This is a genomic window from Amycolatopsis sp. cg9, from assembly GCF_041346945.1.
Taxonomy (GTDB): Bacteria; Actinomycetota; Actinomycetes; order Mycobacteriales; family Pseudonocardiaceae; genus Amycolatopsis.
This window is the reverse complement of the sequence record NZ_CP166850.1, coordinates 10,082,495-10,107,424: the sequence shown is the minus strand read 5'-3', so window position 1 is coordinate 10,107,424 and position 24,930 is coordinate 10,082,495. Positions and strand designations below refer to the sequence as shown.

Annotated in this window: 25 protein-coding genes; 14 read left to right on the top strand and 11 right to left on the bottom strand. The window is 70.7% G+C overall.

The genetic code is table 11. From position 1 onward, the window contains the following. Positions 1 to 7: 7 nt before the first annotated feature. The 4 genes from AB5J73_RS46540 to AB5J73_RS46525 all read right to left on the bottom strand — a co-directional run bounded on the left by AB5J73_RS46540 (position 8) and on the right by AB5J73_RS46525 (position 2,276). Positions 8 to 628 (bottom strand): hypothetical protein, encoded by a 621-nt coding sequence (locus AB5J73_RS46540; protein ID WP_370966375.1) that lies wholly within the window; start codon positions 626 to 628, stop codon positions 8 to 10. After that, a complete protein-coding gene (locus tag AB5J73_RS46535) occupies positions 625 to 894 on the bottom strand; it encodes a hypothetical protein (RefSeq protein WP_370966373.1) in 270 nt (89 codons plus the stop codon). The genes AB5J73_RS46540 and AB5J73_RS46535 overlap by 4 nt, the downstream gene beginning before the upstream one ends. A 79-nt stretch (positions 895 to 973) precedes the next feature. Next, on the bottom strand, positions 974 to 1,639 hold the full coding sequence (locus AB5J73_RS46530; RefSeq protein WP_370966371.1) for a Crp/Fnr family transcriptional regulator: 666 nt from the start codon (positions 1,637 to 1,639) through the stop codon (positions 974 to 976). A gap of 19 nt (positions 1,640 to 1,658) precedes the next feature. Next, positions 1,659 to 2,276: a hypothetical protein gene (locus tag AB5J73_RS46525; protein WP_370966369.1), complete on the bottom strand. Its 618-nt coding sequence runs from the start codon at positions 2,274 to 2,276 to the stop codon at positions 1,659 to 1,661. A 235-nt stretch (positions 2,277 to 2,511) separates the two neighbouring features. Between AB5J73_RS46525 and AB5J73_RS46520 the strand changes: the two genes are divergently transcribed. Then, positions 2,512 to 3,570 carry a helix-turn-helix domain-containing protein gene (locus AB5J73_RS46520; RefSeq protein WP_370966367.1) on the top strand — a complete coding sequence of 353 codons (1,059 nt, stop codon included), beginning with the start codon at positions 2,512 to 2,514 and terminating at the stop codon, positions 3,568 to 3,570. After that, positions 3,567 to 4,745 carry a hypothetical protein gene (locus AB5J73_RS46515; RefSeq protein WP_370966365.1) on the top strand — a complete coding sequence of 393 codons (1,179 nt, stop codon included), beginning with the start codon at positions 3,567 to 3,569 and terminating at the stop codon, positions 4,743 to 4,745. Before AB5J73_RS46520 ends, AB5J73_RS46515 begins: the two co-directional genes overlap by 4 nt. Here the strand turns inward: AB5J73_RS46515 and AB5J73_RS46510 are convergent. From AB5J73_RS46510 to AB5J73_RS46500, 3 genes are all read right to left on the bottom strand, one after another. Then, positions 4,732 to 5,382 carry a GNAT family N-acetyltransferase gene (locus AB5J73_RS46510; protein ID WP_370966363.1) on the bottom strand — a complete coding sequence of 217 codons (651 nt, stop codon included), beginning with the start codon at positions 5,380 to 5,382 and terminating at the stop codon, positions 4,732 to 4,734. The genes AB5J73_RS46515 and AB5J73_RS46510 overlap by 14 nt on opposite strands. 15 nt (positions 5,383 to 5,397) lie before the next feature. Beyond that, entirely contained in the window at positions 5,398 to 7,239 is a 1,842-nt protein-coding gene (locus AB5J73_RS46505) for an ArnT family glycosyltransferase (protein WP_370966361.1), read from the bottom strand. Between the two features lie 100 nt (positions 7,240 to 7,339). Beyond that, complete coding sequence (locus AB5J73_RS46500; protein WP_370966359.1) at positions 7,340 to 8,878, bottom strand: sensor histidine kinase; 1,539 nt, start codon at positions 8,876 to 8,878, stop codon at positions 7,340 to 7,342. 177 nt (positions 8,879 to 9,055) lie between these two features. Between AB5J73_RS46500 and AB5J73_RS46495 the strand changes: the two genes are divergently transcribed. After that, a complete protein-coding gene (locus AB5J73_RS46495; RefSeq protein ID WP_370966357.1) occupies positions 9,056 to 9,610 on the top strand; it encodes a hypothetical protein in 555 nt (184 codons plus the stop codon). A gap of 110 nt (positions 9,611 to 9,720) precedes the next feature. On the opposite strand, the gene AB5J73_RS46490 is transcribed toward AB5J73_RS46495, so the two are convergent. Next, positions 9,721 to 11,802, bottom strand: a complete 2,082-nt coding sequence (locus AB5J73_RS46490) for a fatty acid desaturase (protein WP_370966355.1) — start codon at positions 11,800 to 11,802, stop codon at positions 9,721 to 9,723. A gap of 138 nt (positions 11,803 to 11,940) precedes the next feature. Here AB5J73_RS46490 and AB5J73_RS46485 point away from each other — a divergent pair, with 138 nt between their 5' ends. From AB5J73_RS46485 to AB5J73_RS46455, 7 genes are all read left to right on the top strand, one after another. After that, positions 11,941 to 12,531: a TetR family transcriptional regulator gene (locus AB5J73_RS46485; RefSeq protein WP_370966353.1), complete on the top strand. Its 591-nt coding sequence runs from the start codon at positions 11,941 to 11,943 to the stop codon at positions 12,529 to 12,531. Between the two features lie 128 nt (positions 12,532 to 12,659). Next, the gene (gene tig, locus AB5J73_RS46480; RefSeq protein ID WP_370966350.1) at positions 12,660 to 14,051 is read left to right on the top strand and encodes a trigger factor; all 1,392 of its coding nucleotides are present in this window, start codon (positions 12,660 to 12,662) and stop codon (positions 14,049 to 14,051) included. 138 nt (positions 14,052 to 14,189) lie between these two features. Continuing rightward, a complete protein-coding gene (locus AB5J73_RS46475) occupies positions 14,190 to 14,795 on the top strand; it encodes a ClpP family protease (protein WP_206795316.1) in 606 nt (201 codons plus the stop codon). A 23-nt stretch (positions 14,796 to 14,818) separates the two neighbouring features. Beyond that, positions 14,819 to 15,472 (top strand): ATP-dependent Clp protease proteolytic subunit, encoded by a 654-nt coding sequence (locus AB5J73_RS46470; protein ID WP_370966348.1) that lies wholly within the window; start codon positions 14,819 to 14,821, stop codon positions 15,470 to 15,472. Between the two features lie 230 nt (positions 15,473 to 15,702). Continuing rightward, positions 15,703 to 16,998, top strand: coding sequence for an ATP-dependent Clp protease ATP-binding subunit ClpX (clpX, locus tag AB5J73_RS46465; RefSeq protein ID WP_004562779.1), 1,296 nt, complete (start codon positions 15,703 to 15,705; stop codon positions 16,996 to 16,998). A gap of 52 nt (positions 16,999 to 17,050) precedes the next feature. Next, complete coding sequence (locus AB5J73_RS46460) at positions 17,051 to 17,461, top strand: hypothetical protein (protein WP_370966344.1); 411 nt, start codon at positions 17,051 to 17,053, stop codon at positions 17,459 to 17,461. 54 nt (positions 17,462 to 17,515) lie between these two features. Then, on the top strand, positions 17,516 to 18,430 hold the full coding sequence (locus AB5J73_RS46455; protein ID WP_370966342.1) for an anti-sigma factor RsbA family regulatory protein: 915 nt from the start codon (positions 17,516 to 17,518) through the stop codon (positions 18,428 to 18,430). A gap of 18 nt (positions 18,431 to 18,448) precedes the next feature. Here the strand turns inward: AB5J73_RS46455 and AB5J73_RS46450 are convergent, their stop codons facing one another. Together AB5J73_RS46450 and AB5J73_RS46445 are read right to left on the bottom strand one after the other, a co-directional pair. Continuing rightward, on the bottom strand, positions 18,449 to 19,330 hold the full coding sequence (locus tag AB5J73_RS46450; protein WP_370973550.1) for an alpha/beta hydrolase: 882 nt from the start codon (positions 19,328 to 19,330) through the stop codon (positions 18,449 to 18,451). A 178-nt stretch (positions 19,331 to 19,508) separates the two neighbouring features. Then, entirely contained in the window at positions 19,509 to 20,216 is a 708-nt protein-coding gene (locus tag AB5J73_RS46445; RefSeq protein WP_370966340.1) for a TetR/AcrR family transcriptional regulator, read from the bottom strand. A 74-nt stretch (positions 20,217 to 20,290) separates the two neighbouring features. Here AB5J73_RS46445 and AB5J73_RS46440 point away from each other — a divergent pair, with 74 nt between their 5' ends. Next, a complete protein-coding gene (locus AB5J73_RS46440; RefSeq protein WP_370966338.1) occupies positions 20,291 to 21,730 on the top strand; it encodes a carotenoid oxygenase family protein in 1,440 nt (479 codons plus the stop codon). Positions 21,731 to 21,741: 11 nt separating this feature from the next. Here AB5J73_RS46440 and fdhD read toward each other — a convergent pair whose 3' ends face one another. Beyond that, complete coding sequence (gene fdhD, locus AB5J73_RS46435; protein ID WP_370966336.1) at positions 21,742 to 22,566, bottom strand: formate dehydrogenase accessory sulfurtransferase FdhD; 825 nt, start codon at positions 22,564 to 22,566, stop codon at positions 21,742 to 21,744. Positions 22,567 to 22,668: 102 nt separating this feature from the next. Here fdhD and AB5J73_RS46430 point away from each other — a divergent pair, with 102 nt between their 5' ends. Genes AB5J73_RS46430 through AB5J73_RS46420 form a run of 3 tightly spaced genes read left to right on the top strand, consistent with a single transcriptional unit; the run spans position 22,669 to position 24,895 of the window. Then, positions 22,669 to 24,021 carry an OFA family MFS transporter gene (locus AB5J73_RS46430; RefSeq protein ID WP_370966334.1) on the top strand — a complete coding sequence of 451 codons (1,353 nt, stop codon included), beginning with the start codon at positions 22,669 to 22,671 and terminating at the stop codon, positions 24,019 to 24,021. After that, on the top strand, positions 24,018 to 24,146 hold the full coding sequence (locus AB5J73_RS46425) for a hypothetical protein (protein WP_370966331.1): 129 nt from the start codon (positions 24,018 to 24,020) through the stop codon (positions 24,144 to 24,146). The genes AB5J73_RS46430 and AB5J73_RS46425 overlap by 4 nt, the downstream gene beginning before the upstream one ends. Continuing rightward, complete coding sequence (locus AB5J73_RS46420) at positions 24,143 to 24,895, top strand: SDR family NAD(P)-dependent oxidoreductase (RefSeq protein WP_370966328.1); 753 nt, start codon at positions 24,143 to 24,145, stop codon at positions 24,893 to 24,895. Before AB5J73_RS46425 ends, AB5J73_RS46420 begins: the two co-directional genes overlap by 4 nt. Positions 24,896 to 24,930: the final 35 nt, after the last annotated feature.

Genomic DNA, 24,930 nt, shown 5'->3' with positions numbered 1-24,930 from the left:
CCGCACCTCAGCTGTGGACGCGCAGCGGCACCACGTTGCTCGGCAAGGAACCCCGGCCCGGCTCCCGCTTCGGCGCGTCCGCGCTGATCGTGAGCGTCACCAGGCTCGCGTACCGCGGGTGGCGGTCGACGTAGACCTCCGGCACCGAGCACGCCGCCGCCAGGACCGCGCGGTGGCGGTGCAGGTGGTCGAAGGCCTCGCGTCCGTACAGCGAAACGACGATGTCACCGCCGCGGGGACGGCTCCACAGGATCGTGGGCCGGCCGCCGGGGAGGCGCAGGTGCGGGAACACCGCCCGCAGCCGGTGCTGCAGCGCCACCGCCTTGAACCGCGCGCGGACCTGGCGCCGGCGCAGCACCGCCCAGCCGAGCGCGCCGGCCAGGAGCAGCGATGCCCACAGCGGGCCCGCCCACAGCGCGAAGGTCACGACGCAGTAGGGGAGCAGCGTGACGGCCAGGATCTCCCACCGCCAGTGGTAAACCCGCAGCGGGAACGAGGGCTGCCTGCTGGTCATCTCCGTGTTCCTTTCGGTCGGGCGGCGGCGGAAGACGCCGCCGAGGTGCTTGAGGAGACGTCCGGCGCAGGTGGCGGCCACGATCGCCGCGACGATCGCCGGCGCGGACGTCATGTCGGGATCCGGGTCTTGGGGGCGGGCTGGAGGTCCTTGTCCTTGCCGAGTCGCCAGGTCCACCGCCAGCCCGCCCAGATCGCGGCGACGGATCCGAGCAGGACGAGCACGATGGCCTGGCCGACGAGACCGTCGAGCGGCGCGAGCCGCAGCAGCACCAGCAGCGCCCAGAGCTGGGACGCGGTGAAGGGGATGACGAGCCCGGCGGCGTAGACGCCGCGGCGCCAGCGGCTGCCGCGCGGTGCGGCGGTGGTGTTGGGGTCCATGAGTGCCCTCCTCCTCGGTGGATCCAGGAAACCTCCGAAATGCCGCGCCTTGTGTGTCAGGTGACTCAGAAGGCGGGATTCAGCTCGCAAGACGTCGAAGTTCGGCCAGGCGGTGGATCGTCACTTGTCTCCGGCCGGTGCTGATCACCCCTTGCCGCCGTAGGTCGCGCGTCGCGCGCGCCCAGGACTCGCGGGAGATCGCGGCGGTCATCGCCAGCTCGGCCTGCGTCGCCGGAACAATGATCTCGATGTCGCGTCCACGTGCCACGCCGTGCTGGATCGCCAGTTGCACGAGCTGAGCGGCGACCCGCCGCGCGGCGGCCCCGCCCCCGACGTCCAGCCATTGCCTGCCGACGGACCGCAGGCGGGCCGACAGGACCTGCAGCAGCGCCCAGGAGATCCTCGGTCGCGTCCGGCACAGGCCGGCGAACCGGCCTCCGGTGAATTCGAGGACATCGAGGTCTTCGAGGGCCTGGACTGTCGCCGACCGCGGCAGTTCGTCGATCGCGGCGAGCTCGCCGATGACGTCCCCAGCGCCGCGCACTCCGACCACGACCTCGCGCCCCTCCGGAGTCCCGTAGAGGATCCGCACCTGCCCGGAGAGGAGAATCAGCACGACGCTCGACCTGTCGCCTTCGCGGCACACAATTTCGCCATGCCGGTAGGAGCGCCGTGTGGCCGCCTCCGCCAGCGCCCGCTGGTCCGCCGGGGTCAGCCCGGCCCAGAAGCTCGTCGGTTCCATCATCCCCACCTCCTTCGCGGTCCTAAGCGGTCAGACCTTCTCCGTCCTGGGTCGCTTCTGGGGTGTGGAACCACCCGCGGAGCCGTTGAGCACCGACTTTGACGTGCACCACTTGGATGAAGTCGTTCTGATGGATGCCCGGGTAGCTGTGCCGGACGACCGACCGGTGCATCTCCGCCGAAACGACGAGCGCGATGGGCCGGGCGCTGATACGCAGCCGCCGCTTGAGCTCGGGGGCGTCGACCAACCGGCAGGCGATGTCGATGTCCTCTCCGTAGGGTCCGCGAGAGTCGTAATGGACCTCTCCGGCGTGTACGGCGACGCGCAGCCGGAAGGCCAGTTCCGGCCGGCTCTCGGCGTGCTTCTCGACGAGTTCGGACAGCGCGGGCACCACGGTGGCGAGCAGGACGGGCTTGGGTGCCTGGTCGACCGGGCGGATCAGGCAGAGCGCACCGTCGCCGCGGTCGACGAAGCCGTCCCGGCACTTCTTGGTGATCCCGCCGGTCAGGAAGGCCTCGTCGAGCAGCTCGAAGAGGGCGGTGCGGAGCTGGGCTCGGGCCGGGTTCGTCCGCGTCGTCGAGCCTTCGATGTCGACCGCCACGATGGTCCGGTACCGGGGTATGTCGCCTGAGCTGTCCATGGCCGGCTCCTGCCTTCAGGTATGAACTGAAGTTCAGTCAACTTCACTGTAGGACCTGAGGTAGCCTGGATCAACCGGGGTTGATTGCCGTTACTTGTTTGATGTCAGCCATTTTGGTGAGCCGTAACGTGGCTGTAGGCCAACTCGGCGAGGCGGCGCAGCCCTTCCCGTCGAGGGGGAGTAGTATCAGCGCACCCGTTTGCAGTGCTGAAATTTACTGAAGGGTGGCGAGGTTGTGTCCCCGATCGCGCCCCGACCCGCGCTCGCCCGTCGATTGAGGGCGCTGCGGGAGACGCACTGGCCGGAAGCCGGCATCACCCAGGCGCAGCTTGCCGACGCGCTCGGCGTCGACAGGCCGCTCAGCATCTCCCTCATTTCGTCGTGGGAAAACGCCGACAAACCCGTCCGCCCGCCCGCTCGACGGCTCGAGGCGTACGCGACGCTCTTCGCGACACGGCGCTCCCTCGACGGTGGGCGTGTTCAGGTCCTGTCTCTCGAAGAGCTGACGGACGAAGAGCGCGTCCAGCGGAAGGAGTTGCTCGCCGAGCTGCTGTGGCTTCGTGACGGCACCGAGACCGAAGCCGAGACCGTGGCCGACCTCTGGACCTTCCCCAAGGACCAGGACGTCACCATAGTTTGCGCGCCGTTCCCGGAAAAGTTCCGGAAGTCCCTCCCCTACACGGACCCGGAAAGCGCTGACTTCGTCTCCCTGTACACGTACGCCGACCCGGATGCCTTGATCGAGCTGTTCGGCCACATCCGAGCGCGGAACCCCGGTAACAAGGTCACGTTCCACACCGCCGACGAGCTGACCACGGATCACTACACCACTCACTTGATCCTGCTCGGGGGTGTCGACTGGAACTCCGTGACACGCGATGTGATCGAACGGGTCGAGTTGCCGGTAGCTCAAGTCGGTCGGCAGGCGGACGCCGAACACGGCGGGTTCCTGGTCAAGGAGAACGGCCGGGAGAGGCTCATCGAGCCCCAGCTCGATGAGAACGGTCACCTGCTGGAAGACGTCGCGCACTTCTACCGAGGGGTGAGTCCGTTCAACCGGAAGCGCACTGTGACCGTGTGCAATGGGATGTACGGGCGAGGCACGCTGGGTGCGGTCAGAGCACTCACCGACGAACGGTTCCGGGACCGCAACGAGTCGTACGTCCGAGGACGGTTCGGCGACGACGAGCTGTTCAGCATCATCAGCCGCGTCCTCGTCGTGGACGGCAAGGGACTGACGCCCGACTGGAGCATCGACGAGTACCGCCTACACGAATGGCCCGAAGCTGGATGAACGCCCGGCAGCATCAGTCGCACCAAGATCTGCTGACCCACATCGAAACGGTCGAGGCACCCTCCGCCGCGCTGGACGCGATCATCGTGCCCAATGGACGGCCGCCGGCGTATCTCGCCGAGGCGATCGTGGCGGCGCGGAAGCTCGATGTACCGTTGCTGTTGTTGTGCAGCAAGAGGGCCAGTGCTTCGAGCGCGGCTCTGGAGGCGAAGCGGTCCGGCGCCCGGGTGCGGGCCATCGATGTGGACCTGCTTCCCGAACCGCTCGTCCCGACGTTCAGTACCGACAAGCTGCTCCGCGCCGGCCGGTTCCACCGTCCGGTCGACACCAGCCTCAAACGGAACCTCGGCCTGCTCATCGCGATCGTCGCCGGATGGCGTCAGGTCCTCTTCCTCGATGACGACATCGTCCTGCCCGACCCGGGCGACCTCAAAGCCGCGGCCGGATTGCTCACCAGCCACCCGGTCGTCGGTCTCGCCAACGCCGGTATGCCGGACAACTCAGTCGTCTGTCACGCACTTCGCGACGTGGGTGTCGCTCAGGACACGTTCATCGGCGGGGGTGCGCTCGTCGTCGGCGAGGCCGCGTTCGAGTCGTTCTTCCCCAACATCTACAACGAGGACTGGTTTTTCCTCCTGGACGGCCTGACACTGCGGTCGACGGCGGTTGTGGGGTCGGCGATCCAGCACCCTTATGACCCGTACCGCGACGCTTCGCGAGCCCGTGGCGAGGAACTGGGCGACACGCTCGCCGAAGGCGTCTACGCGCTGCTGGACAACGGTTTGGGACTACCTGACGCCGGTGAAGGTTATTGGCGCGAGTTCCTCCCCGCTCGGCGCGACGTCATCATGACGACCATCAAACGGGTCCAAGCGGCGGAGATCGAACCCGCGCAGAAGGCGCGGATGATCGCCTCGCTCAAAGCCGCGATCGGCCGCAACCACCACATCACGCCGGAGTTGTGCGTGCGGTACCTGCGTGCTTGGCAGAAGGACACCGTGCGCTGGCGCCGGCACGTCGGTGACCTCCGCCGGGACCGCCGCTCGGGTTTCGGCGTCGATCACGCCTTGGCCGCGCTGGGTGTCGCCCACCTCGCTCAGCCCGGTGTCGACGGCCGGATCGGCACCCCGCCGAAGCGCCGCCCGTCGCGGCCTCGTGCGGCTATGCGGGGTTGAGGTACTTCACGAGCACGTAGCACTTCTCCGGCTCGCGGACGACGCTGCCGTCCGGTTGGACCTCGTAGGTGTAGCAAACGATCTTGCCGGCGTTCCAGTCCCGGTAGCCGAGCCTGTAATACAGCGCGGCCGCGCGGGTGTTGTCTTCGTGGACCGCCAGCGCGACCTGTTCGTGGCCACGGGCCTCGAGATAGCGCTCGGCGTGGTCCATCAACTCGCTGCCGATACCTTGACTGCGCAGCGACGGCAGAACTTCCAGATGGGTGAGCAGTGCCACCTCCGGCAGCGCGGCAGCGATCTCCGGCTCCTCGGCTGGTTCGAGCCAGAGGTAGAGCAGCCCGGCCGGGACGTCGCCGGACCACGCTGTGAACAGCACGCCGAGACCGTTCGTCTGCCGGATCAGCCGGTCCTCGAGGAAGTGCCGGTCGCCGAACTTTTCGCTGAGCAGCTCGATGTCGTCGCGCCGGACCGGTCGCACGAAGTATCGACTCACCGTTGAGGACTCCTGTCGTTCGGGCGCCAGCCATGCGCCCGAAGAACGGGTCCCGGCCCGGTCGAGAGTCTGGCGTTCTCCGCTGGTCGCGGAGAAGGCCGGAGTTTGGCACGAACGATCGGAGATATCCAGTCTGCGGGGCATCGGTTACCGGATTGTTCAGCCGATCGAGATCAGGTCGTAGACGGTGACCCCATCCACGGTGGACGCTGTGTAGTTCTCGGCCACCCACTCGGCGATCTGCTCGGCCGCGTCCGAGCCGCTGCTGCCCTGCATCGTCATGCCTTCGCCCAGGAAGTAGTGGATCCGTCCCGCGGCCACGTACTGCTGGAACTGCGCCAGCGTCGGATACGGGTCCGTCCCGTTGAACCCGCCCACCGCCATCACCGGCGCTCCGCTCGCCAGCTGGTAGCCCGCTGCCGCGTTGGACAGCACCGTTGCCGCTGTCCACGTGTACCGGGAGGCGTCCTTCTGCAGCAACGCCGTCAGGGAAGCGCCCGGCATGGTCGTGCTCAGCAGCGATCCCGGGCCGCCGCCACGACCGCCGCCGGCGAAGGCGCCGCCGGGGCCTCGGCCGCCGAAGCCCGAGGATGGGCCTGCGGACGGGATTGCGCCGCTGTGCGTCACCGATGCCGTCGCGAGCGTGTACGCGCCGGTGCCCGACAACGTCACGACGAGGGCCAAGACGGCGACCGCCGAAGCCGCCCGGCGGGTCAAGTGGGCCGCGAAGAACAGGGCCACCGCTGCCAGCAGGCCGCCCACCAGGATCGCCGGGGCCAGCCACGGCTGCCACGTCGAGCCAGACAGCACCAAGTACGCCGTCAACGCCGTCAGGGCTACGCCGCCGCTCAACAGGCCCGATGCCGCCGGGTTCGAACGCAGGCGCCACAGCTGGACCGCCGCCGTGCCGACCAGTGCCGCGATCGGCGGGGCCAGCGCCACCGTGTAGTACGGGTGGATGATGCCGCCCATGTAGCTGAACACCAGGGCCGTCACCAGGAGCCAGCCGCCCCAGAGAACCAGCGCCGCGCGGGAGCGGTCCGTGCGCGGGGCGCGGCGGGTGAACCACAGACCCGCACCCAACGCCAGCAGCGCCGCCGGCAGCAGCCACGCGATGCCGCCCGCCATCTCGCTGCCGAACAGCCTGGTCAGGCCGGTCGAACCCCAGCCGCGGCCGGCGCCGCCGCCGACGCTGCCGACCTCGTCGCCCGTGATGCGGCCGAAGCCGTTGTAGCCGAAGACCAGTTCCCACAACGAGTTGGTCTGGGAGCCGCCGATGAACGGGCGGTCGGCCGCCGGCCACAGGGCGACCACCAGGAGGTACCAGCCCGCGGCGGCCACCGTCGAGACGAGGGCGCCCAGCAGGTGCAGCAGCCGCTTGCCGAGCGGCACCGGCGCCGCGATCAGGTACGCCAGCGCGAACGCCGGGAGCACCAGGAACGCCTGCAGCATCTTCGCCAGGAACCCGAACCCGACCGCCACGCCCGCCAGCGCGAGCCAGCGCGGGTTCGCCCGTTCGAGCGCGCGGACCACGCAGTACGCGGCCGCGACCAGGAGCAGCACCAGCAGCGCGTCCGGGTTGTTGAAGCGGAACATCAGCGCGGCGGCCGGGGTCAGGGCCAGCACGAGCCCGGCGACCAGGCCCGCGGCCGGGCCGGACGTCCGGCGGACCGTCGCGTGCAGCAGCCAGACCGAGCCGACGCCCATCAGCGCCTGCGGCACCAGGACGCTCCACGCGTTGACGCCGAACAGCCGGACCGACAGGCCCAGCACCCACAGCGCGGCCGGGGTCTTGTCGACCGTGATCGCGTTCGCCGCGTCGCTGGAGCCGAAGAACAGCGCCTTCCAGCTCTGCGAACCCGCCTGGGCGGCCGCCGAGTAGAAGGCGTTGGCCCAGCCGGACGCGCCCAGGCCCCACAGGTACAGCACGGCCGTGCCGAGCAGGAGGACGGCCAGGGCGGGCCGGTGCCAGGTGGAGCGGGCGGGTACGGGAGGGGCCACGACGGTTTCGCGTGACGCCACATCGGCGCCTTTTCGGGGGCTCCGGGAGGCGGAGCCCCCGGCCCGGGGCGAAGCCCCGGATGTCACAGCGGTCATGGGATCAGCTTCCGGTGCCGAGCTGGGGCCGGGTTGTGCCGATGCTGTGCGCTCGCTGTGCGGGCACGGCCACGGGCAGCCGCACCGCGAACTCGGTCCGCCCGGGACGGCTGTGCACCTCGATGGTGCCGTGGTGGGCGACCACGACGGCGGACGCGATAGCCAGGCCGAGCCCGGTGCTGCCGGCCGTGCGGGAGCGCGACGAGTCGCCGCGCGCGAACCGCTCGAAGACCTCCGGGAGCAGGTCCCGGTCGATGCCGGGGCCGTCGTCGGTCACCGTGAGCACGGCGTCGTGGGTGCCCTTCGTGCGGGCCAGCGCCGTCACCACCGTGGTGCCGGGTGGCGTGTGCGTGCGCGCGTTGGCCAGCAGGTTCGCCAGCACCTGGTGCAGGCGCTGGACGTCGCCGTGCACGAGGACGGGGTCCGGCGGCAGCTCCAGGAGCCAGCGGTGGCCGCGGCCGGCGACCCGGGCATCGCCGACCGCGTCGGCGACCAGGCGGGTGAGGTCGACCTCTCGGACGTCGAGCGGGCGGCCCGCGTCGAGCCGCGCGAGCAGGAGCAGGTCCTCGACGAGCGCCGACATCCGGACGGCTTCGGACTGGATCCGGCCCATCGAGTGCGCCACGTCGGGCGGCACCAGCGCGCTGCCGCGGGCGGCCAGCTCGGCGTACCCGCGGATGGCGGCCAGTGGCGTCCGCAGCTCGTGGCTGGCGTCCGCGACGAACTGCCGGACGCGGATCTCGCTGTCGTGCCGGGCTTCGAGGGCCTGCGCGACGTGGCCGAGCATGAGGTTGAGCGCCGAGCCGACCTGCCCGACCTCGGTGCGCGGGTCGGTGTCGGACTCGGGAACGCGGATGGACAGCGCCACCTGGCCGCGGTCGAGCGGCAGCTCGGTGACGCGCCCGGCGGTGGCCGCGACGCGCTCGAGCGGGCGCAGCGTGCGGCGGACCGCGAACGCGCCGAGGAACGCCGCGCCGAGCACACCGGCGGCGGCGACGCCGAACAGGATCAGCCCGACGGTGACCAGCGTGGCGGTGACCGGCGCCAGCGGCAGGCCGGTGACCACGACCTCGCCGGTCCCGGTGACCTTCAGCGCCATCAGCCGGTACTCGCCGAGGTCGGCGAAGGACACCGTGTGCGGCTTGCCGTCGGCGGGCACCGAGAGCATGACGGCCTGCTGGGCCGCCGTGAGCTCCAGGCGCTCGCCGTGTTCGGAGATGCTGTCGTCGTGGACGAGCAGCTGCCCGTCGAAGGTGCCGCTCACCGTGCCGACGTTCTGCCCGAGCGGGTGCTGGCCCTGGTCGTCGGGCCGCGGGCCGGCGTCCTGCGGGCGCGTGTCGCTCGCGAAGGCGAGGGAACGGGCCGCCGCGGCGGACAGCTGCTGGTCGATCTGGCGGGTGAGGAAGAGGTCGAGCGCGAACTCGCTGACGACGCCGACGATCAGGCACACCACGGTGAGCAGCACGACCATCGACCCGGTCAGCTTCGCGCGCAGCGAAAGCCGCCCCCGGTGGGGGCGTGACGAGACGGTTCGCGCGGCCATGGGTTCAGCGTCCGGCCGGGCCGTGTGTGCGGGTTGTGTGCTGCCTGTGAGGCGGCTGTGCGGTGGCGGGTGCCCGATTCCTCCGGTCACAGGAACGGCTGACGGCGGGCACAGTCCGCGCACAGCGACGGGCCCCACCGTGGACCGCACCGAAGGATCTCGTTAAGGAGCAACACCATGACCACACCGCAGGCACCGTCCACACCGGACCAGACGTGGGGCGCCGCGCCCGCACCGGGCACGCCGCCGCGGGCGAGCTGGTCCCCGGGCAAGAAGATCGCGGCGGGCGCCGTCGCGGCGGTGATCGTGGCCGGCGGGGGAGCGGCGGTCTGGGCCGCTTCGTCGTCCTCGGCGTCGACCGGCACGGCCACGAGCCCCGGTGGCATGAACGGCGGCCCGGGCGGCAGCGGCGGCCTCGGTTCGGCCCTGCACGGCGAGTACGTGTCCTCCGACGGGAACGGCGGCTACGTCACGAAGATCATGCAGACGGGCGAGGTGACGGAGCTGAGCGCGACGTCGCTGACGGCGAAGAGCGACGACGGGTTCTCGAAGACCTACACGATCACGTCGGCGCAGGCGACCGGCCTGGCGACGGGCGACACGATCACGGTGGTGGCGACGGAGTCGGGCGACACGGCCACGGCCACGTCGGTGACGGAAGGCCAGACGGGCGCCCAGCCGGGCGGCGGCCAGGGAACACCGCCGACCGGCGCGCCCGCCCAGACCGGCTGACCGCAGGACCCGAGCACCCCAATGTGGCGTTGGTTGCGTCCAGCGCACCGAACGCCACATTGGGTGCGTCCAGCGCACCCAACGCCACATTGGGGCGCTTGGGGGGCGGGTCAGCGGCGGTCGTAGTCGACCGCGACCTCCGGGGTCGTCGCCCGGGCCCGGCAGGTCAGGATCCGGCCTGCTGCCACGTCGCTCACCGTCAGCGCGTACCGGACGTCCATGTCCACCTGCCCGTGCAGGAGCGTCGCCTGGCACGTGCCGCACGCGCCGCCCTGGCAGGAGTACGGGACCTCGAACCCGGCGCGCAGGGCCGCGTCCAGGACCGTCTCGCCGGCGGCGGCCGGGACCGGCGTGGTCGTGCCGCCCAGGGTCACCGCCACCGTCGCCGCCGCGCCCGCCGGGTCGCGCAGCGGTGCCGCGCCGCGGAACAGTTCGAAGTGGACGTTCTCCTCCGGGACGTCCGCGTCCGCCAGCGTGCGGCGGGCCAGGTCCGTGAGACCCCGCGGGCCGCACAGGAACCACTCGTCGACCTTCGCCGGGTGGAGGCGGTTCTGCAGGAGGGCGCGCAGCCGGGTGGCGTCGAGGCGGCCGCGCTGGTAGCGCTCGTGCGAAATGGCCAGTGCTTCGCCGATCACGTCGAACTGGCGCGGCCGGTGCGCGTGCAGGTCCGGGTCGCGCTCGTCGGTGCGGTAGTGGACGACGTGCAGGCGGCCGCCGAAGCCCTCGGCCAGCGCGCTCAGCTCCCGCGCGAACAGCGTCGTCGCACCCGACGTGTTCACGTACAGCAGCGTCGCCTTGCTGTGCGGCTCCGCCGACAGGGTGCTGACCAGGATGGACAGCACCGGCGTGATCCCGCTGCCCGCCGCCAGCGCCACGTAGTGCGCGGCCCGCGACGGATCCGGGGTGTGCGTGAACCCACCCGACGGCGGCAGGACGTCGAGGAAGTCGCCCTCGGCCAGTGCCGTGGTCGCGTGGCTCGAGAACGCGCCGCCCGGGCGCCGCTTCACCGCGATCCGCAGCTCCCCGGACTCCGCCGGCGCGCAGATCGAGTACGTCCGCCGGACCGGCTGCCCGTCGAGCACCGCGCGGACCGCCACGTGCTGGCCGGGGGTGAAGCGGAACTCCTCCCGGAGCTGCGGGGGGACGTAGAAGGTGATCGCGACGGCGTCCGCGGTCAGCGGCCGGACCTCGCGCACCCGCAGCCGGTGGAAGCGGCTCGGCCCGAGCGGCGGTGGCGCCGGGGCCGGTTCACCGCCGAGGTCGCACGCCAGCCGCCGCCACGCGCGGTACTCCGCCGCGGTCAGCTCGCGGCCCCACGCCGTGGTGATCGGGACGTCGCGGGCCAGGTACGCCTCGCGGTTGTCCTTCCACGCGCGCAGGTAGCGGTAGAACGGCACGGCGGGGTGCAGGTGGTGCACCAGGTGGTAGTTCTGGTACAGCATCATCGGCGTCATCAGCCACTCCAGCCCCACCCGCACCCGCGTGGTGCCGAACTTGTCGCGGGGCTTCGCGGCGGGCAGCCCGTGGTGCGGCAGCCAGTCGAACCACCACGCCAGCACGGCCAGCCCGAGCCGCTGCGGCAGCACGTAACCCAGCAGCAGCTCGACGCCGTGGCCGCAGGCGATCAGCGCCGCGGCCGCGGCGAACGCGAGCGCCAGCGCGACGACCGTCTCCGCGCGCTCCTGCGGCGGCCGGGTCCGGGCGCGGGCGGTGTAGAACCGCGCGTACCAGAAGTCGATGGTCAGCCACCGGAACGGCAGCGACCACCAGGCACCCTGCGACGTCCACGCGTCCGGGTCGGTGCGCGAGTCCGCGTTGGTGTTGCGGTGGTGTTCGCTGTGGATGAAGCGCAGCAGCGGGAACGACGCGTAGGCGGCGACGAACGGCATCGCGAGCCGGCCGAGCACCTCGTTGACCCACGTCAGCTTCCCGGCCGCGTGGTGCGCCGACTCGTGCACCACGGTGAACATCGTGAACGTGACGATCGCGTGCAGCGGCACGGTGAACACCGGCGGCGCGATCCCGCCCAGCAGCAGCCAGGTCGCGGTGACCCACAGCGCGGCGCCGCCGACGAACAGCAGGAGCGTCGGCACCGACGCGCGGGGGAGCGGGATGCGGGGCGACGGCACCGCGCGGGACGGCACCGGCGACGACGTCCCGGTGCCGCGCGGCGGGGTGTCGACGACGGGCATCGAACGGTCTCCTCGGTCGAGAAGCTCCTGGCGAGGCGGGAGTCACCGTAGACAACCCGGAGTGGTTTGTAAACGTTCTGGCAGGCTCCGAAAAAAGGTGCCCGCCAGCAGAACGTTAGCGGTGGGTAAGCTCGCGCTGTGAAGGCCGTCACCCACCCCGCCCCGGCACGCACCCGGGAACGGCTGCTGGCCGCGGCCGCGGACGTCATCGCCGCGGACGGCTGGGCCGCCGTGACGATGGGGAAGCTGGCCGCGCACGTCGGCGTCAGCAGGCAGACCGTCTACAACGAACTCGGTTCCAAGGCCGAGCTCGCCGAGGCGCTGATGCTCGCCGAGACCGACCGCTTCGTCGCCCGCGTGAACGCCGACGTCGCCGCGCACCCGGACGACCCGGTCGACGGCGTCACCGCGGCCTTCCGGCACACCCTCGAAGCCGCCCGCGCCAACCCGCTGGTCGAGATCGCGCTCGGGGGCGCGCAGGGCGGTCGCGACGACTTCCTCCCGCTGCTCACCTCGCAGCCCGAAGCGGTGCTCGGCCGGGCCGTCGACACCGTCGCCGCGCTGTTCGCGCGCGCCTACCCCCAGGTCCGGCTGACCCCGTCGGAGTGGGCGGTCGCGGTCGAAGCGTTCGTCCGGTTGCTGCTGTCCCACCTGGTGCAGCCCAGCGGCTCGGCCGAGCACGCGAGCGGCCAGATGCGCTGGGTGATCGGCCGGATGCTCGGGTCCTGACGCCGCAGGTGGCCCCCGGCCCGGCGGCGCGGGCCACTGGCCTAGACTCGGACGTCCCGGTCTGCAGGTGACCGGGGCCATTTCCGCAGGATTGTCCTACACAATCGTTACCGCTCGAGGAGAAGACCTTGAAGAGCACCGTCGAGCAGCTGAGCCCGACGCGAGTCAAGATCAATGTCGAGGTGCCGTTCGACGAGCTCAAGCCGAACTTCGACCGCGCCTACCGCAAGATCGCCCAGCAGGTGCGCATCCCGGGCTTCCGGCCCGGCAAGGCGCCCGCTCGCGTCCTGGAAAGCCGGATCGGGCGCGGCCCGGTGCTCGACGAGGTCGTCAACGAGGCCATCCCGGCCAAGTACATCGAGGCCGTCCGCGAGAACGAGGTCCGCACGCTCGGCAACCCCGAGTTCGACGTGACCAAGCTCGAGGACCGCGACGTCCTGGAGTTCACCGCCGAGGTCGACGTGCGCCCGGAGATCGAGCTGCCCGACCTCGAAGGCTTCGCGGTCACCGTCGACGACGTCGAGCTGACCGACGCCGAGGTCGACGAGCAGCTCGACGAGCTGCGCGCCCGCTTCGGCACGCTGACCGGCGTCGAGCGCCCGGCCGAGACCGGCGACTTCGTCTCGATCGACCTGTCCGCGACCGTCGACGGCGAGACCGTCGAGGAGGCGAGCACCACGGGGCTGTCCTACGAGATCGGCTCCGGCCAGCTCGTCGACGGCATCGACGAGGCCATCGTGGGCGCGAACGCCGGCGAGACCAAGACGTTCACCACCCAGCTCGTCGCCGGGGAGCACGCCGGCAAGGACGCCGAGGTGACCGTGACGGTCCAGACGGTCAAGCAGCGCGAGCTGCCCGAGGCGGACGACGAGTTCGCCCAGATGGCGAGCGAGTTCGACACCATCGAGGAGCTCAAGGGCGACCTCCGCGAGCGCCTGAGCCGCGTCAAGAAGATGCAGCAGGGCGTCCAGGCCCGCGACAAGGTGCTCGACGAGCTCCTGGAGCGCACCGAGGTGCCGATCCCGGAGAAGGTCCTCGACGCCGAGATCGAGAACCGCAAGCACGACGCGATCCACCCGTTCGACCACGACGAGGCCCAGTTCGCCCAGGCCCTCGAGGCCGAGGGCCGCACCCTCGAAGAGTTCGACACCGAGACCCGCACCGAGTCGGAGAAGGCCGTCCGCACGCAGCTGCTGCTGGACACCATCGCCGACAAGGAAGAGGTCTCGGTCAACGACGGGGAGCTCACCGAGCGGATCATCTACCAGGCCCAGCGCTTCGGCATCAGCCCGGACGAGTACGTCCAGCGTGCCCAGCAGTCGGGTCAGCTGACCGCGATCTACGCCGACGTCCGGCGCGGCAAGGCCCTGGCCTCGGTGGTCCGCAAGGCCACCGTGACCGACGGCTCCGGCGCCGCGGTCGACCTCTCGGAGCTGTTCGGCTCGGACGAGCCGGCCGCCGACGAGGCAACCCAGGAGACGCAGGTCACCGACGAAACGGCGAAGACTCCGGCGGAGTGAAGCTGTGAGCGAACTTGGGCGGTGTCAGGCATTCTGCACCGCCCAAGTTCGTTAGGGTCGGATACAAGATCTCAAGCATCTGAAACGACAGCGGTGGCCGTCAGCACCGGGCCACCGCCGGCGAAAAGGCAGGCAGACGTGACGCAGCACACGCCCGAGGCGCGGACCGGCACCGCAGGGCTCACCCTCACCGACTCGGTGTTCGAGCGGTTGCTCCAGGAGCGCATCGTCGTCCTCGGTTCCGAGGTCAACGACGAGATCGCCAACCGGATCACCGCGCAGCTGTTGCTGCTCGACGCCGACGACGCCGAGTCCGACATCCGCTTCTACATCAACTCGCCGGGCGGTTCGGTCACCGCCGGGTTCGCGATCTACGACACCATGCAGCTGATCCGCCCCGACGTCGCGACCTACGCGATGGGCATGGCGGCCTCGATGGGGCAGTTCCTGCTCTCCTCGGGCACGCCGGGCAAGCGCTACGCGCTGCCCCACGCGCGCATCCTGATGCACCAGCCGTCGGCAGGGGTCGGCGGCACGGCGTCGGACATCGCGATCCAGGCGGACCTGTTCAACAAGTGGAAGCAGGAGCTGGCCCGGATCACCGCGGACCAGACCGGCCAGACGGTCGAGCAGATCATCAAGGACGGCGACCGCGACCGCTGGTTCACGGCGCAGGAGGCGAAGGACTACGGGTTCGTGGACCACGTCCTCACCGCCGACATCGCCCGTCCGGGCTCGAACTGAGCCGAAGCACCAAGGAGACTCACATGAGCAACTTCAGGCTCCCGGGTGACTTCCGGGCCCCGAGCGTCCCCCAGTCGCGGTACATCCTCCCGTCGTACGTCGAGCGCACCAGCTACGGCGTCAAGGAGTCGAACCCGTACAACAAGCTGTACGAAGAGCGCGTCATCTTCCTCGGCGTGCAGGTGGACGACGCGTCGGCCAACGACGTGATGGCCCAGCTGCTGCACCTCGAGCACGAGGACCCGGACCGCGACATCCTGGTCTACATCAACTCGCCGGGTGGCTCGTTCACCTCGCTGATGGCGATCTACGACACCATGCAGTTCGTCCGCCCGGACATCCAGACGTACTGCCTCGGCCAGGCCGCGTCGGCCGCCGCGGTGCTGCTGGCGGCCGGTACGCCGGGCAAGCGCTACGCGCTGCCGAACTCGCGCGTGCTGATCCACCAGCCGGCCACCGAGGGCACGTACGGGCAGGTCTCGGACCTGGAGATCCAGGCGAATGAGATCCAGCGGGTGCGGCGCCAGATGGAGGTCATCCTGGCGAAGCACACGAACAAGGACCCGGACCAGATCCGGACCGACATCGAGCGGGACAAGATCCTGACCGCCGACGAAGCCAAGGCGTACGGCATCATCGACGAGGTGCTGCCGTACCGGAAGGCGTCGGCGCTGTAGATCCGCCAGGCCGGTGTGTGTCGAGAAGACGACACACACCGGCATCCTGGTTTAGGGTCGTCCTCTGACGTGCTCCCGGCTGCTGTGGGTGTTCCCGCTCACGGCATCGGACGGGTACCGTCAGTGGCAATGCGTGAGGCTCCGCCCGGTCGTCCGTGGCCGGGGGGTCGCACCGTCGCAACACACGTCAGGCGCGGAAACCCGCGCCGGAGGGGACGAGGTCAACGGCCATGGCACGGATCGGTGACGGCGGAGACCTGCTGAAGTGTTCTTTCTGCGGGAAGAGCCAGAAGCAGGTGAAGAAGCTCATTGCCGGCCCCGGGGTCTACATCTGCGATGAGTGCATCGACCTCTGCAATGAGATCATCGAGGAGGAGCTGGCCGAGGCCGGCGACGTCAAGCTCGACGAGCTGCCCAAGCCCGCCGACATCCACGAGTTCCTCGAGCAGTACATCATCGGTCAGGAAGACGCCAAGCGGACGCTCGCGGTAGCGGTCTACAACCACTACAAGCGGATCCAGGCGGACGACAAGGCCGGCCCGAAGGACTCCAAGGAGGAGTCGGTCGAGCTCGCGAAGTCGAACATCCTGATGCTCGGCCCCACCGGGTGCGGCAAGACCTACCTCGCGCAGACCCTGGCGAAGCTGCTGAACGTGCCGTTCGCCATCGCGGACGCCACGGCGCTCACCGAGGCCGGGTACGTCGGCGAGGACGTCGAAAACATCCTGCTCAAGCTCATCCAGGCGGCGGACTACGACGTCAAGCGGGCCGAGACCGGGATCATCTACATCGACGAGGTCGACAAGATCGCCCGGAAGAGCGAGAACCCGTCGATCACCCGGGACGTGTCCGGCGAGGGCGTCCAGCAGGCGCTGCTGAAGATCCTCGAGGGCACCACCGCTTCGGTCCCGCCGCAGGGCGGCCGCAAGCACCCGCACCAGGAGTTCATCCAGATCGACACGACGAACGTGCTGTTCATCGTGGCCGGCGCGTTCGCCGGGCTGGAGAAGATCATCAACGAGCGGGTCGGCAAGCGCGGCCTCGGCTTCGGCGCGGAGATCCGCACCAAGTCCGAGATCGAGGAGAGCGACGTCTTCTCCGACACCATGCCCGAGGACCTGATCAAGTTCGGGCTGATCCCGGAGTTCATCGGCCGCCTCCCGGTCGTGGCGACGGTGAACCACCTGGACAAGGACTCGCTGGTCAACATCCTGACCCAGCCGCGCAACGCACTGGTGAAGCAGTACAAGAAGCTCTTCGAGATGGACAACGTCGAGCTCGAGTTCACCAAGACCGCGCTCGAGGCCATCGCCGACCAGGCGGTCCTGCGGGGTACGGGTGCCCGCGGGCTGCGCGCCATCATGGAAGAGGTGCTGCAGCCGGTCATGTACGACATCCCGAGCCGCGACGACGTGGCGAAGGTCGTCATCACCGAGCAGACCGTCCGGGAGAACGTGAACCCGACGATCGTCGCCCGGCAGCCGACTCGGCGCGCGCGCAGCGAGCGCGGCGAAAAGTCGGCCTGACGCCGGCCGTCTCCGGGCCACTCCGGGCCCGGAGACCGACAGGAAAAGCTGAATGACTGCTGACTCTTTCCCGGGTACCGGGGGCACCACCCCCGGTGGTGGCGTGCAAGCGCCGCCGCCACCGGCCCCGGCCACCGAACCGGTGGCCGCGGGGCCGGTCCTCGGGTTCCGCGAGCTGAGCGAACGCGTGATCGCGTCGGTCTTCGAGCGGTACCCGTGGCTCAACCGCGTTCTGATGGGCGTGCTGGCGGTGTGCACCGGTACGTGCGTCGTGGCCGTGGTGTCCCGGCTGTCGCCGTTGCCGCTGATCCCGGTGCCGCTGTTCCTCGTGGGCGGTTACGGGCTGTGGCAGGCTCGTGGTGCGACCGAGCGACGTCAGCTGGTCAACTGGGTGGTCCTGTTCGCGCTCGCGACCCTGGTCGGCTTCTGGCTGATCTCGGTCGTCGGCCGTTGGGTGGAGTGAAGACCCGTCGTCCGGGGGCGTTTGACGGGGTGACCGGGTGGGTATTGCTCCCGCGTGGCAGATGCCCTCGGACCGCTCCGGCATCGCGCACTTTTCTACCGTGGTGACGCTGAGTACCTCGACGGTGTCGTTCCGTTCTTGCTCGAAGGCCTCGACCGCGGTGAGCCGGTGGTCGTCGCCGTTCCCGGGCGCAACCTCCTGCTCGTCGAGAAGGCCCTGGACCGCCGGGCCGGCGAAGTCCGGCTGATCGACTTGAGCCGAGCGGGCCGCAACCCCGCCGCCATCCTGCCGTCGATGTTGCCCGCCGAGCACGCCGGCCCGGTGCGGATCGTCGGCGAGCCCGTCTGGGCCGGCCGCACCGACGCCGAATACCTGGCGTGCGTGGAGCACGAGGCCCTGCTCAACCGCGCGTTCGCGGACCGCGACCTGGCGGTGCTGTGCCCGTACGACGTCGCGGCGCTGGCCCCGTCGATGCTGGCCGACGCCGAGCGCACCCACGCCGAGCTGTGGGGACCGGCGGGCCCGTTCGAAAGCCCGCGCTTCGACCCCGAAGGCGTCCGCGCGGAGCTGAGGCGCCCGCTGGAGCCCCCGCCGGGCGCGGTGGAGCACTCGTTCGACATCGCCCAGCTGGCGTCGCTGCGCGGCTACGCGGAGATCTGGGCGGCCCGGCACGGCCTGCGCCGGCCGCGGCGAGACGACTTCGCCCTGGCGATCGCCGAGCTGACGACGAACAGCGTGCTCTACGGCGGCGGCACCGGCGTCCTGCGGCTCTGGGCGCCGCCGGACGAGGTGGTCGGCGAGGTGACCGACGCCGGCACCATCACCGACCCGCTGGCCGGTCGCATCCCGCCGCCCGCGTCGACGCCGGGCGGGCGCGGCCTGCTGCTGGTGAACCGGCTGGCCGACCTGGTCCGGACGTACTGGATCCCGGGCCGGACGACGACGCGGGTCCACTTCCGCTGCGGTTGAGCTCGCGTCCGACCCGGCTCAGTCGGTGCGGGGGACGTGCTTGCCGAGGAAGCTGATCAGGCTCGGGACCACCGTCCGGTTGAACGGGTCGCCGTGCTTGCCGTGCGCGGTGTGGGCCACCGCCGGGCGGGCCGCGTCGATGTAGCGGCGGACGCCGGTGATGAACGAGTCCTCCGTGCCGCACCAGATGCCGTTCGGGACGCCCTTGGTCTCGTCGACGTGGCGCAGCGGGTCCAGGGCCGTCCAGTCCTGGATGTCGGGGAAGATGTGGCGCTTGGCCATCTCCGGCCACGACGTGATCAGCGCCGGGGCCAGCGTCGCCACGGCGGACGGCGGCTGGCGCCGCTCGACGCGGCGGCGGGTGTAGACCAGGGCGCCGAAGCCGCCCATCGAGATGCCCGTGCACGCGAACGGCAGGCCGGTCGGGCCGGCGAAGCCGCGGGCCCGCAGCCACTGCGGGACCTCCTCCAGCAGCATCGCCATCGGGTCGTCGCCCGGGTGGACCTGGTGCCAGTAGTTGTCGCCGCCGTCGACGGCCACGAAGCCGAACGCCGGGACCGCCTTGCGGGCGACGTCGCTGGCGAGCTGCTTGAGCGTGCCGGTCGGGGCCGCGCTGCGGGCGTTGCCGTGCAGGCCGTGCAGCACGAGCGACATCGGCAGCCCCTTCGGCGGGGTTTTCGACGGCAGGATGAACACCAGGTCGACCATCCGGCCGCGCGCGGCGGAGTAGACGCGCTCCACGCGGGTGCTGCCCAGCTGGGTCGTCGGGTTCGACGACGTCACGCCCAGCGTGCGCTGCAGGGCCTGGCTGAACGGCAGCTTGCCGGTCGCCGTGCCCACGGCCAGCCCGGTCACGGCCAGCCCCGACGCGCCCGCGATCAGCACCGAGCGGCGGCTCAGCCAGCGCCGCGCGCCCTGGACCGCCGCCTCCGCGACCGCCTTCGCGGGCTGCGGCTGGTCCCCACCGCCCGCGTGCTCCGCGTCCCCGTTTTCCTCGTTCACCTGTCTCCGTCCCCCGCCTGCTCCCATAGGACGCCGCGCACCCGCTCCGCGTTCCCCTCGCGTCCCGCTCGCCGGGTTAGTCGTTCCCACCCTGCCCGGCGTTTCGGGTCCTCGCGCGCCAAGCCGCCTTCGCGGCGTCGGTGGAGCGTTCGGCCCGGTCCACAGTGTCCCCGAGACCCACGGCGAGCGTGATGCCGAGGGGTATCAAAATGTGGTCTATGCCCTGTTCACCGGGCCCGAAGTGCCCGGACGCCTCCAGGGTGACGAAGCCGTGCAGCGCGCTCCACAGCTGGGCGGCCGCCTGGTACTTGTCCGCGGGCCGGAAGCGGCCGGCCTCGATGGCCCGTTCGGTGGCCCGGACGATGTGCTCGAACGCCTCCAGGCCCTCCGGAGCGGCCTCGCGGCCCTCCTCGGTGGTGAGGTCGGACAGCGTCGCGCGCTTGCCGCCGGGTGCGGACTGGCCGAACGTGACCGCGAACAGCTGGGGCTGCTCGGCGACCGCCTGCCGGTAGGTGCGGGCGAGGCTGAAGATGTCCGCGACCGGGTCGCCGGTCTCGCCGACCTCGGCCAGCCACTCCGAAAGCCGCAGGAAGCCGGCGCGGGCCACCTCGTCGACCAGCGCGGCCATGCCGCCGAAGTGCGTGTACACCGCCATCGTCGAGACGCCGACCTCCGCGGCCAGCTTGCGGGCCTGCAGGGTTTCCGGGCCGCCTTCGTCGAGCAGCCGGATGGCGGCCTCGACGAGCCGGGCCTTGACGTCGGTCGCGCGCGGTTTCGGGCTCATGCTTGCCAGTATCCCATAACCCTGTTATACCTGTATCCATAACCGAGTTATGGAAGGCGCGGAGGGGTCACGCAATGGGCAACAAGTTCCTCGAAGGAAACTTCGCCCCGGTCAGCCGGGAGCACACGATCACCGAGCTCGCCGTCACCGGGCGGATCCCCGAGTTCCTCGACGGCCGCTACCTGCGCAACGGCCCCAACCCGCTGTCCGAAGTGGACCCGGCGGCCTACCACTGGTTCATGGGCGACGGCATGGTCCACGGCGTGCGCCTGCGCGACGGCAAGGCCGAGTGGTACCGCAACCGCTGGGTGCGCAACCAGTCGGTGACGGCGACGCTGAACGGCGAGGACGCGAGCCGGTTCTGCGGCCTGGACGCGCTCGGCGCCAACACCAACGTCATCGGCCACGCCGGCAAGACGCTCGCACTGGTCGAGGCGGGCGCGCCGATCTACGAGCTGACCGACGAGCTCGACACCGCCGGCCGCTGCGACTTCGACGGCACGCTCCCGGGCGGCTACACCGCCCACCCCAAGCGCGACCCCCGCACCGGCGAGCTGCACGCCGTCTCGTACTTCTTCGGCATGGGCAACAAGGTCCAGTACTCGGTGATCGACGCGGCCGGCCGCGCCCGCCGCGTCGTCGACGTCGAAGTCACCGGGTCACCGATGATGCACGACTTCTCGCTGACCGAGAAGTACGTCGTGTTCTACGACCTGCCGGTGACGTTCAACGCGGAGATGGCGGTCTCGGCCTCCGTGCCGAGCGCGCTGCGGACGCCCGCGAAGCTCGTCGTGTCGGCGATGGTCGGCAAGGTCCGCGTGCCGGACCCGGTGTCCGCGATGATGGCGAACAAGATCGGCGCCAACGGCGGCCTGCCCTACCGCTGGAACGAGAAGTACCCCGCGCGGATCGGCGTCATGCCGCGGGACGGCCAGAGCCGCGACGTCCGCTGGTTCGACGTCGAGCCCTGCTACGTCTTCCACCCGCTCAACGCCTACGACGACGGCGACAGCGTCGTGCTCGACGTCGTGCGCCACCCGAAGATGTTCGACCGGCAGCTGCACGGCCCGGGCGAGGGCGGCCCGACGCTGGACCGCTGGACCGTCGACCTCAACGCGGGCAAGGTCATCGAGGAGCGGCTCGACGACCGGGGCCAGGAGTTCCCGCGCGTCGACGAGCGGCTCGTCGGCCGGCACCACCGCTACGGCTACGCGGTCTCGACCGACGGCGACGCGAACCCGGGCAGCTCCCTGTTCAAGCACGACTTCCGCACCGGCGCCCGCGAGGAGCGCGCGTTCGGCGGCGGCCGGCAGCCGGGCGAGTTCGTGTTCGTGCCGCGCCACGACGACGCGGCCGAAGACGACGGCGTCCTGATGGGCTTCGTCTACGACCCGGCCTCGCAGCGCAGCGACCTCACGGTGCTCGACGCGGGCACGCTGGAGACCGTGGCGGCGATCCACCTGCCCGACCGCGTGCCCAACGGCTTCCACGGCAACTGGGTCGCGTCCGCCTAGACCAGGCAGCGTTAGACCAAGACGCGGTGGTCGCCGGTGTAGAGGTTCATCGAGTCGCCGCGCAGGAACCCGATGAGCGTCATGCCGTTCTCCTCGGCCAGCTCGACGGCCAGCGACGACGGCGCGGACACCGCGGCCAGCAGGCCGATGCCGGCCATCGCGGCCTTCTGCACCAGTTCGAACGACGCGCGCCCGGACACCAGGAGGCCGTACCCGGGCGCGGGCACCCGCCCGTCGAGGACGGCCCAGCCGAGCACCTTGTCGACCGCGTTGTGCCGCCCGACGTCTTCGCGGACGACCGCGAGCTCGCCGTCCGGGGCGAACAGCGCCGCCGCGTGCAGGCCGCCGGTGCTGGCGAACACCTTCTGCCGGGCGCGCAGCGCGTCCGGCAGCCCGGCCAGGGTTTCGGTCTTCACGGCGAAGGGTGCTTCGGCGGGGGAGAAGCGGGTCTTGAGCTTGACCGCGTCGAGCGCGGCCTTGCCGCAGACACCACACGAAGAGGTGGTGTAGAAGTTGCGCTCGACGCCGGTGTCCGGCGGGGCCACCCCGGCGGCCAGCGCGATGTCGAGGACGTTGTAGGTGTTGCGGCCCTGGTCGTCGACGCCGTCGCAGTAGCGCGCGACCGCGACGTCCTCGCGGCCGCCGATCACGCCTTCGGACAGCAGGAAGCCGTGCGCCAGCTCGACGTCGTGGCCGGGGGTGCGCATGGTGACGGCGAGCGCCTTGCCGCCGACCCGCAGCTCCAGGGGCTCTTCGGCGGCGAGCGCGTCGGGACGGCGCCGGTCCCCGGTCGCGGAAATCCGCCGCACCGGCCTGCGCACGGTCACCCTGCCCATCCGTTCACCCTTCTCCGCCCGGAAGTTTGACACTCCACTGGTGCAACACCGGGTATTTAGTAATACATTCCCTCCATCATCCCCACTCTACGGAGGGAACCGATGGCTCTCGGCTTCCTGGACCGATCCCGGATCGTGGCACCCCCAGGCTGGACGCGCTGGCTGGTGCCGCCGGCGGCCCTTTCGGTACACCTGTCGATCGGGCAGGCCTACGCGTGGAGCGTGTTCAAGACCCCGCTCGAGAAGACGCTGCACCTCAACGGTACGCAGAGCTCGCTGCCGTTCCAGCTCGGCATCGTCATGCTCGGCCTGTCCGCGGCCTTCGGCGGCACGCTCGTGGAGAAGAACGGCCCGCGCTGGGCGATGTTCGTCTCGATGTGCTGCTTCGCCAGCGGCTTCCTGGTCTCCGCGCTGGGCGTGGCGACCGGGCAGTTCTGGCTGGTCGTCCTCGGCTACGGCGGGATCGGCGGCGTCGGGCTCGGCATCGGCTACATCTCGCCGGTGTCGACGCTGATCAAGTGGTTCCCGGACCGGCCGGGCATGGCCACCGGCATCGCGATCATGGGCTTCGGCGGCGGCGCGCTGATCGCCTCGCCGTGGTCGTCGTCGATGCTCGGCACCACGCCGACCACGGGCACCATCGCGACGGCGTTCCTGGTGCACGGCGTCGTCTACGCGGTGTTCATGTCGATGGGCTGGCTGCTCGTGCGGGTGCCTGCCGACGACTGGAAGCCGGCGGGCTGGGAGCCGAAGACCGACCACGGCAAGGCGATGATCAGCACGGCGAACGTCTCGGCCGCCAACGCGATCAAGACGCCGCAGTTCTGGTGCCTGTGGGTCGTGCTGTGCTTCAACGTCACCGCGGGCATCGGGATCCTGGAGAAGGCGTCCCCGATGATCGTCGACTTCTTCAAGAGCACCTCGACCCCGGTCGGCACGGCCGCGGCGGCGGGTTTCGTCGCGTTGCTGTCGCTGTGCAACATGCTCGGCCGGTTCGTCTGGTCGTCCACTTCGGACCTGGTCGGGCGCAAGAACATCTACCGCACCTACCTCGGCGCCGGCGCGCTGCTGTACCTGGTGATCGCGCTCACGGAGAACTCGTCGAAGCTCGTGTTCATCCTGTGCGCGATGGTGATCCTGTCCTTCTACGGCGGCGGGTTCGCGACGATCCCGGCGTACCTGAAGGACCTCTTCGGCACCTACCAGGTCGGCGCGATCCACGGCCGGCTGCTCACCGCGTGGTCGGTGGCCGGTGTGCTCGGCCCGCTGATCGTCAACCGGATCGCCGACAGCCAGAAGGCGGCGGGCAAGTCCGGCCCGGCGCTGTACGAGCTGTCGTTCTACATCATGATCGGCCTGCTGGTGGTCGGCTTCGTGGCCAACGAGCTGGTCCGGCCGGTCAAGGAGAAGTACCACGAACCCGCCCCGGCGGCCGCGAGGAGTGAAGCCCGATGAGCGAGCCTTCGACGTCGAAGCCCGGCCGGGTGCCGCTGATCGTGCTGACCTGGGCGTGGGTCGTGCTCCCGTTCGGGTACGGCGTGTACCAGCTGTTCCTGAAGCTGGTACAGCTTTTCGGATGAGCAACGGAGTTCTCGTCACCGGCGCGTCCCGCGGCATCGGGCGCGCGGTGGCCACGGCGTTCGCGGCGCGGGGTGACCGGGTGGCCGTCCACTACGGACACCGCGCCGCGGACGCCGAGGAAACGCTTTCGCAGCTGCCCGGCGCCGGGCACCTGCTGATCAGCGGCGACCTCGCCGACCCGGAGGCGGCGCGGAAGATCGCCGACGCCGCCGAAGCCGGGCTCGGCGGGGTCGACGTGCTGGTCAACAACGCCGCCGTCGCGACTTCGGCCGAGACCGCGCACCCGGTCGGCGCGGTGTCCTACGCGGACTGGCAGCGGATCTGGCGGCGCACCCTCGACGTCAACCTCGTGGGCGCCGCGAACCTGAGCTACTGCGTCGCCCGGCACCTCATCGGGCGCGGCGCACCGGGCCGGATCGTCAACATCGGGTCGCGCGGGGCGTTCAAGGGCGAGCCCGACCACCCGGCGTACGGCGCGAGCAAGGCGGCGCTGCACGCGCTCGGCCAGTCGCTCGCCGTTTCCCTCGCGCCGCACGGCATCTCCGTGACGTCGGTCGCGCCCGGCTTCACGGCCACCGAGCGGGTGGCGGACCGGATCGACGACGCCCTGCGCGCGCAGAGCCCGTTCGGCCGGGTCGGCACCCCCGAGGAGGTCGCCGCGGCCGTCGTCTACCTGGCGTCCGCCGAAGCGACCTGGGCGTCCGGCGCGATCCTCGACCTCAACGGCGCCTCGCACCTGCGGATGTGACCTGCCTCACCCGTGCAGCAGCCGGCGCGCGGGAG